The sequence below is a fragment of the Pseudomonas sp. AGC41 genome (assembly GCF_057334555.1).
In genome coordinates this window covers 102,616-114,625 of sequence record NZ_JBHFJB010000146.1, presented here as the reverse complement: position 1 = coordinate 114,625, position 12,010 = coordinate 102,616, and the positions used below count along the sequence as shown (strand labels likewise).

Here is a 12,010-nt window from a genome sequence, read left to right as displayed (position 1 = left end):
ATGCAAGCTGATCCATCGCCTTCGCGAGCAGGCTCGCTCCCACAGGATCTGGGTCTCTCTCAGAATCTGCTACACATCGGACGCTTCGGCGCTGCTCTCCCCGAAATAACGGGACGCAGTGTACAATCGCGTTTTCATACCCTCTGTTCGATCTGCGAAGGATTTCCCGGATGTTGCCGCGCTTGCCTGCCGTCGCCCGCTGCCTGTCTCTTGCCGCCCTGTGTATGGCGGGGCCCGTTGCTGCATTGGAGCTGCCTCTGCCGCCACCGGGTGAAGACATCATCGGTCAGGTGCAGGTCATCAAGGCCAAATACGAAGACACCTTCGCCGACCTGGGCACAACCTATGACCTGGGTTACACCGAGATGGTCGCCGCGAACCCGGGCGTCGACCCCTGGTTGCCGGGTGCCGGCACTGAAATTGTCTTGCCGACCCGTTTTATCCTGCCACCGGGCCCGCGCGAAGGCATCGTGATCAACCTCGCGGAATACCGTCTCTATTATTTCCCCAAGGGCCGGAACGTGGTGTACACCTTCCCGCTGGGAATCGGTCGCGAAGGTTGGGGCTCGCCCATCGCCCACACCAGCATCATCGCCAAGACCCCAAACCCGACGTGGACCCCGCCGGCCTCGATCAAGGCTGAACACGCCGCCGACGGCGATCCCTTGCCGAATGTGGTTCCGGCCGGCCCCGATAACCCGCTGGGCCCGTTCAAATTCACGCTGGGAACCCCGGGTTACCTGATCCATGGCTCGAACAAGAAGTTCGGCATCGGCATGCGTACCAGCCACGGTTGCTTCCGGATGTTCAATAACAACGTGCTGGAGATGGCCGGCATGGTGCCGGTGGGGACTTCGGTCCGGATCATCAACGACCCGTACAAACTGGGCCTGAGTGGCGGCAAGGTTTACCTGGAAGCCCACACTCCGCTGGACGACAAGGGCAACCCGTCGGTGGTGGACAAACACACCGCAGTCATCAATGCGATGCTCAAGCGTGAGGACATCACCAGCAACTTGCGCATGAACTGGGATGTGGTGCGTGACGTGGTGGCCGCCGAAGACGGCCTGCCGATAGAGATCGCTGTGCCGAGTGCCTCGGCACCGATGGTATCGAGCGCGCCGGTCGACCTGACGCAGTAGCGCGACGCGCCATCCTGACCCGCCCACCTCCAAGGATGTCGGCGGGTTTTTTATCGCCGGGGAAAACTGCGGGCAATAAAAAAGCCGACCCAGTAATGGGTCGGCTCGATAACAATCCCGAAGGACTATTACTTGCGGCTAGCTTTTTCCAGCATGCGCAGAGCACGCTCGTTAGCTTCGTCAGCAGTCTGTTGTGCTTTTTGAGCAGCAGCCAGAGCTTCATCAGCTTTGCGGTAGGCTTCGTCTGCACGAGCTTGGGCGCGAGCTGCTGCGTCTTCGGTGGCAGTCAGACGTGCTTCGGTTTCTTTCGATGCGCTGCTGCAACCGGTAGCCAGAACTGCGGCCAGGGCCAGAGCAGAGAATTTCAGAACGTTGTTCATCGTGTTCCCCTTCAAAGGACTTTCTATTTAGTGACTGTCTCCCCAGAGTGAGGAGTTAGCCGGCGTACATACTACTCATTACTTGTAGTAAGTAAACTGACGTAGCGCAAGAAGCAAAAAAATTGTAGGCGGTGATTCTTTTCCAAGCAACTTTTCCGAGCGGTGTTTGGAAAATACCCAACGCCAAGCCCCGGAATGGAGCACGGCGATGAAGAAAAGTTCCGTTGACGCCGCAACTCACAGGCCCTCGCTAAAGTCGCTGTTTATTGATTCCGTTAGAGTTTTGTTCATTTTTTGCGCAATCGTCCCGACATCTTTTTATTGCCGGTGGCGGTGACTTTAACAACCGGCGCTCGTCCAAGACTCAACAACTGGCGATGTTCACCTATTGCGCCTCGGCCGATTACAGCGCGACCGTGTCGCTCAATCGATAAACCCGTCGGGGATTATCACCTCAGTGACGGGCGTGCCTTGAGCATTTGCGTCATTGGTGTCTACTATTCACGACGTGCTCGGGTTTGAGCGATTGGTTTTTTTGCGCTCGGTGACCACACAGGCACGGGGTGGCGTAGATGTTCCTTCGCCGGAAAAACATCGGTAAGGTAGGGGTCAGCATTCAGACCCGCGAGGAGTAGTGATGAGCGAGGCGGTTACCATCCACCATGACCAGGCTGGTCATCAGTTCGAGACCATTGTGGACGGTCATCGTGCCTATCTGACCTACATGGACCTGGGCAAACAGACCCTGGACATCTATCGCACCTTCGTGCCGAACGCGCTGCGTGGCAGGGGGATTGCTGCGAAGTTGACCGAAGAGGCGCTGAAGTACGCCGAGGAAATGGGCTACACGGTGATCCCGTCCTGCTCCTACGTGGAGCGCTACATGGAGCGGCACCAGCGGCACGCGGCGAAGCTCTGACACAATGATTCCCGATAAAAAAACGCCGGACTGCGAAGCCCGGCGTTTTTTTATGCGTTGAGGTCAGGCGAGAAGGCCCGATCAGCTGCGCTGGCGCTTTGGCAGCACGTCCTTGAGTTTGGCGTGCATGCTGCGCAGGGTCTTCTCGGTGGCGCTCCAGTCAATGCAGGCGTCGGTGATGGAGACGCCGTACTGCAAGTCGGCAAGGTTTTTCGGAATTGCCTGGCAACCCCAGTTCAAATGGCTTTCGACCATCAGGCCGATGATTGACTGGTTGCCCTCGAGGATCTGGTTGGCGACGTTCTCCATCACCAGCGGCTGCAGTGCCGGATCCTTGTTGGAGTTGGCGTGGCTGCAATCGACCATGATGTTCGGCTTGATGTTTGCCTTGTTCAGCGCCTGCTCGCACAGCGCGACGCTGACTGAGTCATAGTTCGGCTTGCCGTTGCCGCCACGCAGTACGACATGGCCGTAGGCGTTGCCCTTGGTGGTGACGATCGAAACGCCGCCTTCCTGGTTGATGCCCAGGAAACGATGAGGACTGGACACCGACTGCAAGGCGTTGATCGCCACGGTAAGGCCGCCGTCGGTGCCGTTCTTGAAGCCCACCGCCGATGACAGGCCGGAGGCCATTTCGCGGTGGGTCTGGGATTCGGTGGTACGCGCGCCGATGGCCGACCAGCTGATCAGGTCCTGCAGGTACTGCGGGGAGATCGGGTCCAGGGCTTCGGTGGCGGTGGGCAAGCCCATCTCGGCAAGGTCCAGCAGCAATTGGCGACCGATGTGCAGGCCATCCTGGATCTTGAAGGAGTCGTCCAGGTACGGGTCGTTGATCAGGCCTTTCCAGCCGACGGTGGTCCGGGGCTTTTCGAAATACACCCGCATCACCAGGTACAAGGTGTCGGAGACTTCCGCCGCGAGCACTTTCAGGCGCTCGGCATATTCATGGGCGGCCTTGATGTCATGGATCGAGCAGGGCCCGATGACCACGAACAGGCGATGGTCGGTGCCGTCGAGAATGTTGCGGATGACTTCCCGGCCCTTGGTCACGGTGCGCAGCGCAGCGTCGCTCAGGGGGATATCGCGCTTGAGCTGGTCAGGCGTGATGAGGGTCTCGTTGGAGGCGACGTTAAGGTCATTGATCGGTAAATCAGCCATCGTGTTACTCGTCAGGTCACGGGTGCCGGCCGCCAGCGATCCCCGCGCGGCGGTGCACAGCGGATTTAAGCGCGGCGGGGAGCCGAACCTTAGCGCGTTAAGAGGTGGCTCGACAATGGGCAGCGGCGGGTTTAATCCCCGATTCGCAAGGTAACCGTCATCGGGTAGGCCGACGCGGGAGAACGTAACCGGATGCAATGACGTTTGCATGCCTCGCCGCTCGCGCTGATAGTGTGCAGAGATTGTTCACCAGAGGAGTCTTGATGATGCAGGCAGGCGATAAACCAAGGATCGGGGTGATCGGTACAGGCGCGATCGGCGGATTCTATGGCGTGATGCTGGCTCGGGCCGGTCATGACGTTCACTTTCTGCTGCGCAGCGAATTTGCCGCCGTGGCCGAGGCTGGCCTGCGGGTCGACAGCGCAGTGCATGGCGCGCTGACGCTCCAGCCGGCCCAGGTCTATCGCAAGGCGGCCGACATGCCGCCGTGCGACTGGCTGCTGGTCGGTGCCAAGACCACCAGCAATGCCGACCTGGCCCCAGCGATCATCCAGGCCGCGGCCGACGGCGCCAAAGTCCTATTGCTGCAGAACGGCCTCGATGTCGAAGAGCAACTGCGACCACTCCTGCCCGATTCACTGCACCTGCTCGGTGGCTTGTGCCTGATCTGCGTGAATCGGGTCGCCCCGGGCTTCATTGCCCACCAGGCGCTCGGGACGATCAACATCGGTTACCACAGCGGTCCTGGCACTGATCAGGCCGCACGCATGGCGATCGTCGAGGAGGGGGCTGGGCTGTTCCGGGGTGCGGGCCTGGATTCCCAGGCCATGCCAGACCTCGGGCAGGCACGCTGGCAGAAACTGGTGTGGAACGTGCCCTATAACGGCCTTTCGGTTCTGCTCGGCGCAAGCACCACGCCGTTGATGGCCGACGACCACAGTCGTGGGCTGATCCAGGCGCTGATGGCTGAAGTGGTGCGTGGCGCACAAGCCTGCGGTCACGAGATCGCGCCGGGCTACGCGGAATATCTGTTCACGATGACCGAAAAAATGTCCGACTATTGGCCCAGCATGTACCACGACTATTGCCAAAGGCGCCCGTTGGAGCTGGAGGCGATCTACGCTCGGCCATTGGCGAAGGCCAGGGCCGCTGGATGCGAGTTGCCCAGAATCGAAGCCTTGTACCAGGCGCTGGCGTTCATCGATCGACGCAACTGCTGATCGGAGGTAAAGGGGGAAGCATGGCAAACAATATCGATGACAGGCTGGTGCTGGCGATTTCGTCGCGAGCGCTGTTCGACCTGAGCGAAAGCCACAAGGTCTACCTGTCGGGGGGCGTCGAAGCCTATCGGCAATACCAGATCGAACACGAGGATGAAGTCCTTGAACCGGGGGATGCCTTCGCGCTCGTGCAGAAACTGCTCAACCTCAACGAGCACCTGGGCCGTGCCCGCGTCGAGGTCATCCTGGTTTCGCGCAACAGCGCCGATACCGGTCTGCGGGTGTTCAATTCGATTCATCATTACGGCCTGGCGATCTCCCGTGCCGCGTTCGTCGGCGGTCGCAGCCCATACCCGTACCTCAAGGCGTTCGGTTGTGATCTGTTCCTGTCCACCCACGCTGAAGATGTACGCAGTGCCCTGGACGCCGGATTTGCCGCGGCGACGATCCTTTCGGGCGGCGCCAGCCGTGCCGCCAGCGAAGAGCTGCGCATTGCCTTCGACGGCGACGCGGTGCTGTTTTCCGACGAGTCTGAGCGTGTCTATCAGGCTGGTGGTCTGGAAGCGTTCCAGGCCAGTGAACGCCAGGCCGCGCGCGAGCCGCTGCGAGGCGGGCCGTTCAAGGGGTTCCTGGCGGCGCTCAATGCGCTGCAACGCGAATTCCCCGAGGACGCCTGCCCGATCCGGACCGCGCTGGTCACGGCCCGTTCGGCGCCGGCCCATGAGCGGGTCATCCGCACGCTGCGCGAATGGGACATCCGCCTGGACGAGTCGCTGTTCCTCGGCGGCCTGACCAAGTCGGCCTTCCTCGAAGCCTTTGCCGCCGACGTGTTTTTCGACGACCAGACCGGGCACTGCGAACTTGCCCGCGAAGTGGTCGCCACCGGGCATGTGCCCCACGGCATCAGTAACGAAGTGAAGCCCTGAGCGCCCGTTCTTCGGGGCGCTGCTAAGCTGAATCAATCTCCGCCATTCTGGCACTCGAGGAGGTCACATGATTCGTTCGATGCTGTATGCCACGGACCTGGGGCTGTACGCCCCGTATGTGATGCAGCATGCCTTGGCGTTGGCACGGACGTTTGAAGCCGAGTTGTATGTGGTGCATGCCGTAGAGCCGATGGGGCTGTTCGCCGAATCGGTGTTGCAGAGCTATCTCGACGAGCAGGCGTTGAACGAATTTCATCGCCAGGGTCTGAGTACGGTGATGGCTAACATCGAGCAGCGGGTCCTCGACAACTTTCGCGAAGAGTTGGGCGAGGGGCAGCAGGACCTGAAACTGATCAAGTCGGTTCGGGTGTTCCAGGGCGACCCCTCCCAGGTCATCCTTGAACAGGCTGCGAAACTCTCTGTCGATTTGCTGATCGTAGGCAGTCATTGCCAGGGTGCGAGCGGCGAGACGCCGTTGGGCAGGACTGCCGCGCGGGTATTGCAGTTATCCCGCGTGCCGGTCTACCTGGTGCCGCTGGTCCAGCGCAGGCGCCAGGGCGAAGCTTGAGGCTAAATGATGGCTTTTTATAAAAAGTTCTAGATTTATTGGTTCCACCATCCATATAGTTATATACACCGTCGCTGATGCCCGTGACGTCCAACTGCTTTGAGGGATACATATGAAGCTTCAACAACTGCGCTACATCTGGGAAGTGGCGCACCACGACCTCAACGTTTCCGCAACCGCTCAAAGCCTCTACACGTCGCAACCTGGCATCAGCAAGCAGATCCGCCTCCTGGAAGACGAGCTGGGCGTCGAAGTCTTCGCCCGCAGCGGCAAGCACCTGACCCGCGTCACCCCCGCCGGTGAGCGCATCATCACCACCGCCGGCGAGATCCTGCGCAAGGTCGAGAGCATCAAGCAGATCGCTCAGGAGTTCTCCAACGAGAAAAAAGGCACCCTGTCCATCGCGACCACCCACACCCAGGCGCGTTATGCCTTGCCGCCGGTCATCAGCAATTTCATCAAGCAATACCCGGACGTGGCGCTGCACATGCACCAGGGTTCGCCGATGCAGATCGCCGAAATGGCCGCTGACGGCACCGTCGATTTCGCCATCGCCACCGAGGCCCTGGAGCTGTTCGGAGACCTGGTGATGATGCCGTGCTATCGCTGGAACCGCTGCGTGGTCGTCCCTCACGGGCATCCGCTGACCAAGCTGCCGAAGCTGACCCTCGAAGCGCTGGCCGAATACCCGATCGTGACTTATGTGTTCGGTTTCACCGGTCGTTCGAAACTCGACGAAGCCTTCAGCCATCGCGGCCTGACCCCGAAAGTAGTGTTCACCGCTGCCGACGCCGACGTGATCAAGACCTATGTGCGCCTCGGGCTGGGCGTGGGCATCGTTGCGAAGATGGCGGTCGACACCAAGCTCGACAATGATTTGGTGGTCCTGGATGCCAGCGAGTTGTTCGAATCCAGCGTGACCAAGATCGGTTTCCGCCGCGGCACTTTCCTGCGCGGATTCATGTGCGATTTCATCGAGAAATTTGCCCCGCACCTGACCCGGGAAGTCATGGCCAAGGCCATCCAGTGCCACAACAAGCAGGAACTTGAAGAGCTGTTCGACGGCGTCGAACTGCCGGTGCATTAATTAGACCTCTAGATCGCCTCGGTGACAGCGAACTGTTGCCGGGCGCCTGCCACGACGATCTCCACTTCATCCCCTTCGAATTTTCCCAGCAGGCCTCGTCCGAGTGGTGAGCGAGGGGTGATGACGGTAATCGGCTGTCCCACCAGCGAGACCTTCAACCCCGCCGCGTCAGGGCCGAGGAACAGCCACTGCTGGCGACCGTCCTCATCTTCCAGCCCGATCAATGTGCCGACCTGGATGCCGCGTTCTTCATCGTAGGGCCTCAGCGCCAGATTCTGGCAGAGCACCAGTGCCTGGCGGATTTCCTCCACGCGCCTGGCTTGCCCGGCGGCGAGGTATGAAGCTTCCAGGCCCAGGGTGTCGTATTTGTTTTCGGCGATGTTCTCCTCGTGGGTCGCGGTTTCGTAGGCGGTCTGCGCGGCGCGTTCGGCGATATCAAGGTCAATCCTGAGCTTGTCGAGTATCAGTTGGTGGACGGTCTGTTTGTTCATGGTCATTCGCAAAATTGCAGGACATTGGCGCGGCTCTTCTCGCTTGGCGCGTTCTGGTCCTGTTGCAGCCAGAATTGACACTTGGGGTTGGACAGGTTGCGAGGGTTGCTACGTGCCTGGTCGAGCGCCTGGCGTTGCTCGTTCTTTTGCAGGTTCTGTTGATACTGCTCGAACATTGGCGTCGGCGTCGGCGTCGGCTCCGGGGCTGGCGGTGCCGCCGGCGGCTGCGCCAATTGATGAACCGCGGCGGCTACCGGGGCCAGTTGTTCATCGAACAGAAACCTGGACAGCAGCCATCCCGTCAGCACGATGGCAAGAAATCCCAGCCACAAACCCAAGGCGATGCCCAGCGTCAGTTGCAACGTGGTGAGGCGGGGAGAGGAGTGGTTGGGCATGTCTGCTTCCTGGCGATGAACATGGAGGATGCGCTGATTGTCGCATGAAGATTAATCGCCGTCGGCCCTTCTGCTTCACGGCTTTAATGCGGGACAATCAGGCTTTGCCACAGGGAGTCTGGAATGACTGTGCGTTGGGATATTTTTTGCACCGTCGTCGATAACTATGGCGACATCGGCGTCACCTGGCGCCTGGCTCGGCAATTGGTCGCCGAGCATCAATGCGCGGTGCGGCTGTGGGTCGACGACCTGCGCGCCTTCGAGCGGTTATGTCCGTCTATCGATGTCACGCTGTCCGAGCAATGGCAGCAAGGCGTACAAGTGCGTCACTGGCCCAAGGACTGGCAGCCCACCGAAGCTGTCGATGTGGTGATCGCTGCATTTGCCTGCCAGTTGCCCAGCGCCTACATGGACGCGATGGCCGAGCGTCCGGCGGCGCCTTTGTGGATGAATCTCGATTACCTGAGCGCCGAGGACTGGGTGATCGGTTGTCACGGTTTGCCGTCGGTGAAGTACAAGCACGTGCAGAAGTATTTCTTTTTTCCGGGGTTCCAGGAGGGCACCGGTGGCTTGCTGCGTGAGGCCGGTTTGTTGGAGCGGCGTCGACAATTCCAGCAGGATGGCGAGGCGCAGAAGGCTTTTCTGCGAGGATTGGGCGTCGAGCCCGAGCCGGGGGCGCGGCTGATATCACTGTTTGCCTATGAAAACGACGGTTTGGCCAGTTGGTTCGATGCGCTGGCGACCGATGCTCGTCCGTCGCATGTGCTGGTTCCGGAGAGCCGCATCCTCGCCGATGTCGAACGTTGGGTCGGCATCGACGGCCTGAAGGCCGGTGCCGTGCATCGCCGTGGCGCCCTGACCGTGCAGGTGCTGCCGTTCGTGCGCCAGGATGAATATGACCAACTGTTGTGGTGCTGTGATTTCAACGCCGTGCGCGGCGAAGACTCCTTTGTGCGCGCGCAGTGGGCCGGCCGGCCGCTGCTCTGGCACATCTATCAGCAGGAAGAAGACGTTCATCTGGAAAAACTCGAGGCGTTTCTCCGCTTGTATACCGACGGGCTCCCGGAGGCTGCGGAAAAAGCGATCAGCGGTCTCTGGCGGGCCTGGAACGCCGGCCAAGGCATGGCCGAGCACTGGAGAGCCGCCTGCGAGCAACACCAGGCGCTTGCCGAACATGCCCAGGCCTGGTGCCAGAAACAGGCCTCTCGAGCCGATCTTGCCACGGCGCTGGTGAAGTTTTACCGAAATTGGATATGATACGCGGCCTAGATTTTTGTAAATCCCATCCAAATTCGGATATTCGCAATGAAAACTGGTAAAGAACTCAAACCCGGTACCGTGATTCGTATCGACAACGATCCTTGGCTGGTTCAGAAAGCTGAATTCACCAAGTCGGGTCGTAACAGCGCGATCATGAAGACCAAGCTGAAAAACCTGCTGACCGGCTACAAGACCGAAACCGTCTACGGTGCGGACGATAAGCTGGACGACGTGATCCTGGACCGTAAAGAGGCGACCCTGTCTTTCATCAGCGGCGATACCTACACGTTCATGGACACCACTGACTACACCATGTACGAGCTGAACGCCGAAGACATCGAAAGCGTTCTGCCATTCGTTGAAGAAGGCATGACCGACGTCTGCGAAGCCGTATTCTTCGAAGAGCGCCTGGTTTCCGTGGAACTGCCGACCACTATCGTGCGTCAGGTTGACTACACCGAAGGCTCCGCTCGCGGCGACACTTCCGGCAAGGTGATGAAGCCTGCCAAACTGAAGAACGGCACCGAACTGTCGGTTGCTGACTTCATCGAGATCGGCGACATGATCGAGATCGATACCCGCGAAGGCGGTTCCTACAAAGGCCGCGCTAAATAAGCGAAGCCTTCTGTATGAAAAAAAGCCCGACCATTGAGTCGGGCTTTTTATTTCCTCTATTTCGATCCGGGCTCTGAGGCTCCACCATTACTTCAGGTGTTGCTTGAGTTCCTCGGACGCCTGCAGCATCGCCGAACGCACCGCCGGCACCTGGCTAACCACGTTAAGCAGGCCATAGTCGTGGATCATGCCGTTGTAGCGCACGGCTGTAACCGGTACGCCTGCCGCGTCCAGTTTACGGGCGTAGGCTTCACCTTCGTCGCGCAGCACATCAGCCTCGGCGGTCTGCACCAGCGCCGGCGGCAGGCCCTTGAGTTGTGCGGTGGTTGCCCGCAATGGCGAGGCATAGATCTCGTTACGCTGCCCGGCATCGGTGGTGTAGTTGTCCCAGAACCACTTCATCATGTTCTTGCTGAGGAAGTGCCCTTCTGCGAACTGATTGTAGGACGCCGTCTCGAAGCTGGCGTCGGTCACCGGCCATAACAATGCCTGGAAGCGGATCGCCGGCGTACCCTTGTCCTTGGCCATCAGCGCGACGACGGCCGCCATGTTGCCGCCGACGCTGTTGCCCGCTACGGCCAGGCGCTTGCCATCCACGTTGATCTGCTTGCCATTCTCGGCCACCCACTTTGTCGCGGCGTAGGCCTGGTTGATCGCTACCGGGTAATGCGCCTCGGGCGATGGTGTGTAGTTGACGAACACCGCAACGGCACCCGAACCCGCTACCAGATCCCGAACCAGCCGTTCATGGGTAGGAAAATCACCCAGGACCCAGCCACCGCCGTGGAAGAACATGAACGCGGGCAGCTCACCCTTGACCCCAGCCGGACGCACGATGGTCAGGCTGATCGACTGGCCATCGACCTGGATGGTTTTCTCGCTGATATCGGCCTTGGGCAGCGTCAACTTCACACCTGCCTGGGCGCCGACCAGTACGGCACGGGCATCTTTTGGTGACAGCTGCTCCAGCGGTTTGCCGGTGCCGGCATTCAGTGCGTCGAGGAACGCCTGGGTGTTGTGCTCGACGATGCCGCCGGCGAAGGCGTTGCTGATGCTCAGGGCGAGAAGGGTGCCGGTCAGGGCTTTGCTGAGGGTGTTCATGTGAATCTCCTTGAAGGTCGGTCCGGGTAGAGGGTTTAGACGGTTACGTGCAGGCGTACATCAACGTTGACGCGGGTGGCATTGGAGTACGGGCAAACCTGGTGAGCGGCTTCCACAAGGCTTTGGGCGTCGGTCTGGTCAACTCCTGGGAGGCTGATGTGCAGGTCGATGTCGAGACCGAAACCACCGGGGATCTGACCGATGCCGACGTGAGCGGTGATCGAGGCGTCGTCCGGGATCTTGCGTTTGCTCTGGCTGGCGACGAATTTCAGCGCGCCGATGAAGCAGGCCGAGTAGCCGGCGGCGAACAGTTGCTCGGGGTTGGTCGCCGCACCACCGGCACCGCCAAGCTCCTTGGGTGTGGCAAGTTTGACGTCGAGGATGTTGTCGTTGGAGATGGCACGACCGTCACGGCCGCCGGTGGAGGTTGCGATTGCGGTGTAGAGAGTTTTCATGGTGGACGCCTCGTTCATGGTTGGGTTTCTGCGCTAAATGTCTGCGCGCTAAGTAGATCTGAAGAGAATGTAATGCACAAATATTTTGCGCGCAAGATAAATTTCAGATAATTTTGAACAAACCCGCCCTGAATGGCTGAAAGCCTTGTTCTAGAGCGGTTTATAGGTGACAGATTTATTTGATGCGTGAGTCTGGTGGCCGGGGTGACCGCTTTCGCGAGCAGGCTCGCTCCCACAGGGGACTGGTGGTGGCCACGGATTTTGTGACCAGTGATGGCCAATGTGGGAGGGGG

The 12,010-nt window shown here is 59.9% G+C and carries 15 protein-coding genes; 8 read left to right on the top strand and 7 right to left on the bottom strand.

Features of this window, described 5'->3' with window-relative positions:
• Nucleotides 1-170: 170 nt before the first annotated feature.
• Nucleotides 171-1,142: a L,D-transpeptidase family protein gene (locus ACE04F_RS23895; protein WP_486110180.1), complete on the top strand. Its 972-nt coding sequence runs from the start codon at nucleotides 171-173 to the stop codon at nucleotides 1,140-1,142.
• Between the two features lie 128 nt (nucleotides 1,143-1,270).
• On the opposite strand, the gene oprI is transcribed toward ACE04F_RS23895, so the two are convergent.
• The gene (gene oprI / locus ACE04F_RS23890; protein ID WP_011335311.1) at nucleotides 1,271-1,522 is read right to left on the bottom strand and encodes an outer membrane lipoprotei OprI; all 252 of its coding nucleotides are present in this window, start codon (nucleotides 1,520-1,522) and stop codon (nucleotides 1,271-1,273) included.
• Between the two features lie 637 nt (nucleotides 1,523-2,159).
• On the opposite strand from oprI, the gene ACE04F_RS23885 reads away from it, so the two are divergent.
• Complete coding sequence (locus ACE04F_RS23885; protein ID WP_486110179.1) at nucleotides 2,160-2,441, top strand: GNAT family N-acetyltransferase; 282 nt, start codon at nucleotides 2,160-2,162, stop codon at nucleotides 2,439-2,441.
• A gap of 81 nt (nucleotides 2,442-2,522) precedes the next feature.
• Here ACE04F_RS23885 and ACE04F_RS23880 read toward each other — a convergent pair whose 3' ends face one another.
• Complete coding sequence (locus ACE04F_RS23880) at nucleotides 2,523-3,599, bottom strand: 3-deoxy-7-phosphoheptulonate synthase (protein ID WP_486110178.1); 1,077 nt, start codon at nucleotides 3,597-3,599, stop codon at nucleotides 2,523-2,525.
• 266 nt (nucleotides 3,600-3,865) lie between these two features.
• Between ACE04F_RS23880 and ACE04F_RS23875 the strand changes: the two genes are divergently transcribed.
• From ACE04F_RS23875 to cysB, 4 genes are all read left to right on the top strand, one after another.
• Entirely contained in the window at nucleotides 3,866-4,819 is a 954-nt protein-coding gene (locus ACE04F_RS23875) for a putative 2-dehydropantoate 2-reductase (protein ID WP_486110196.1), read from the top strand.
• Nucleotides 4,820-4,839: 20 nt separating this feature from the next.
• Nucleotides 4,840-5,745, top strand: a complete 906-nt coding sequence (locus ACE04F_RS23870; protein ID WP_434572801.1) for a 5'-nucleotidase — start codon at nucleotides 4,840-4,842, stop codon at nucleotides 5,743-5,745.
• Nucleotides 5,746-5,812: 67 nt separating this feature from the next.
• Nucleotides 5,813-6,313 (top strand): universal stress protein, encoded by a 501-nt coding sequence (locus ACE04F_RS23865; protein WP_305499752.1) that lies wholly within the window; start codon nucleotides 5,813-5,815, stop codon nucleotides 6,311-6,313.
• A 112-nt stretch (nucleotides 6,314-6,425) separates the two neighbouring features.
• Nucleotides 6,426-7,400, top strand: coding sequence for an HTH-type transcriptional regulator CysB (gene cysB, locus ACE04F_RS23860; protein WP_090284966.1), 975 nt, complete (start codon nucleotides 6,426-6,428; stop codon nucleotides 7,398-7,400).
• Nucleotides 7,401-7,408: 8 nt separating this feature from the next.
• Here cysB and ACE04F_RS23855 read toward each other — a convergent pair whose 3' ends face one another.
• Together ACE04F_RS23855 and ACE04F_RS23850 are read right to left on the bottom strand one after the other, a co-directional pair.
• Entirely contained in the window at nucleotides 7,409-7,891 is a 483-nt protein-coding gene (locus ACE04F_RS23855) for a GreA/GreB family elongation factor (protein WP_486110177.1), read from the bottom strand.
• Between the two features lie 2 nt (nucleotides 7,892-7,893).
• A complete protein-coding gene (locus ACE04F_RS23850; protein WP_486110176.1) occupies nucleotides 7,894-8,286 on the bottom strand; it encodes a hypothetical protein in 393 nt (130 codons plus the stop codon).
• A 123-nt stretch (nucleotides 8,287-8,409) separates the two neighbouring features.
• On the opposite strand from ACE04F_RS23850, the gene earP reads away from it, so the two are divergent.
• Nucleotides 8,410-9,543, top strand: a complete 1,134-nt coding sequence (earP, locus tag ACE04F_RS23845) for an elongation factor P maturation arginine rhamnosyltransferase EarP (RefSeq protein WP_486110175.1) — start codon at nucleotides 8,410-8,412, stop codon at nucleotides 9,541-9,543.
• Nucleotides 9,544-9,591: 48 nt separating this feature from the next.
• Entirely contained in the window at nucleotides 9,592-10,161 is a 570-nt protein-coding gene (locus ACE04F_RS23840) for an elongation factor P (protein ID WP_003226785.1), read from the top strand.
• An 87-nt stretch (nucleotides 10,162-10,248) separates the two neighbouring features.
• Here ACE04F_RS23840 and ACE04F_RS23835 read toward each other — a convergent pair whose 3' ends face one another.
• The 3 genes from ACE04F_RS23835 to ACE04F_RS23825 all read right to left on the bottom strand — a co-directional run.
• Nucleotides 10,249-11,262: an alpha/beta hydrolase gene (locus ACE04F_RS23835; protein WP_486110174.1), complete on the bottom strand. Its 1,014-nt coding sequence runs from the start codon at nucleotides 11,260-11,262 to the stop codon at nucleotides 10,249-10,251.
• A 35-nt stretch (nucleotides 11,263-11,297) separates the two neighbouring features.
• Nucleotides 11,298-11,717, bottom strand: coding sequence for an organic hydroperoxide resistance protein (locus ACE04F_RS23830; RefSeq protein WP_486110173.1), 420 nt, complete (start codon nucleotides 11,715-11,717; stop codon nucleotides 11,298-11,300).
• A gap of 14 nt (nucleotides 11,718-11,731) precedes the next feature.
• Nucleotides 11,732-12,010, bottom strand: a 279-nt coding sequence (locus ACE04F_RS23825; RefSeq protein ID WP_486110172.1) for a hypothetical protein, incomplete at its 5' end; no start/stop codon positions are given.

Excerpts from the sequence above, each read along its gene's own strand:
- ACE04F_RS23895 (WP_486110180.1), top strand. The coding sequence starts at position 171 with ATGTTGCCGCGCTTGCCTGCCGTCGCCCGCTGCCTGTCTCTTGCCGCC.
- oprI (WP_011335311.1), bottom strand. The coding sequence starts at position 1,522 with ATGAACAACGTTCTGAAATTCTCTGCTCTGGCCCTGGCCGCAGTTCTG.
- ACE04F_RS23885 (WP_486110179.1), top strand. The coding sequence starts at position 2,160 with ATGAGCGAGGCGGTTACCATCCACCATGACCAGGCTGGTCATCAGTTC.
- ACE04F_RS23880 (WP_486110178.1), bottom strand. The coding sequence starts at position 3,599 with ATGGCTGATTTACCGATCAATGACCTTAACGTCGCCTCCAACGAGACC.
- ACE04F_RS23875 (WP_486110196.1), top strand. The coding sequence starts at position 3,866 with ATGCAGGCAGGCGATAAACCAAGGATCGGGGTGATCGGTACAGGCGCG.
- ACE04F_RS23870 (WP_434572801.1), top strand. The coding sequence starts at position 4,840 with ATGGCAAACAATATCGATGACAGGCTGGTGCTGGCGATTTCGTCGCGA.
- ACE04F_RS23865 (WP_305499752.1), top strand. The coding sequence starts at position 5,813 with ATGATTCGTTCGATGCTGTATGCCACGGACCTGGGGCTGTACGCCCCG.
- cysB (WP_090284966.1), top strand. The coding sequence starts at position 6,426 with ATGAAGCTTCAACAACTGCGCTACATCTGGGAAGTGGCGCACCACGAC.
- ACE04F_RS23855 (WP_486110177.1), bottom strand. The coding sequence starts at position 7,891 with ATGAACAAACAGACCGTCCACCAACTGATACTCGACAAGCTCAGGATT.
- ACE04F_RS23850 (WP_486110176.1), bottom strand. The coding sequence starts at position 8,286 with ATGCCCAACCACTCCTCTCCCCGCCTCACCACGTTGCAACTGACGCTG.
- earP (WP_486110175.1), top strand. The coding sequence starts at position 8,410 with ATGACTGTGCGTTGGGATATTTTTTGCACCGTCGTCGATAACTATGGC.
- ACE04F_RS23840 (WP_003226785.1), top strand. The coding sequence starts at position 9,592 with ATGAAAACTGGTAAAGAACTCAAACCCGGTACCGTGATTCGTATCGAC.
- ACE04F_RS23835 (WP_486110174.1), bottom strand. The coding sequence starts at position 11,262 with ATGAACACCCTCAGCAAAGCCCTGACCGGCACCCTTCTCGCCCTGAGC.
- ACE04F_RS23830 (WP_486110173.1), bottom strand. The coding sequence starts at position 11,717 with ATGAAAACTCTCTACACCGCAATCGCAACCTCCACCGGCGGCCGTGAC.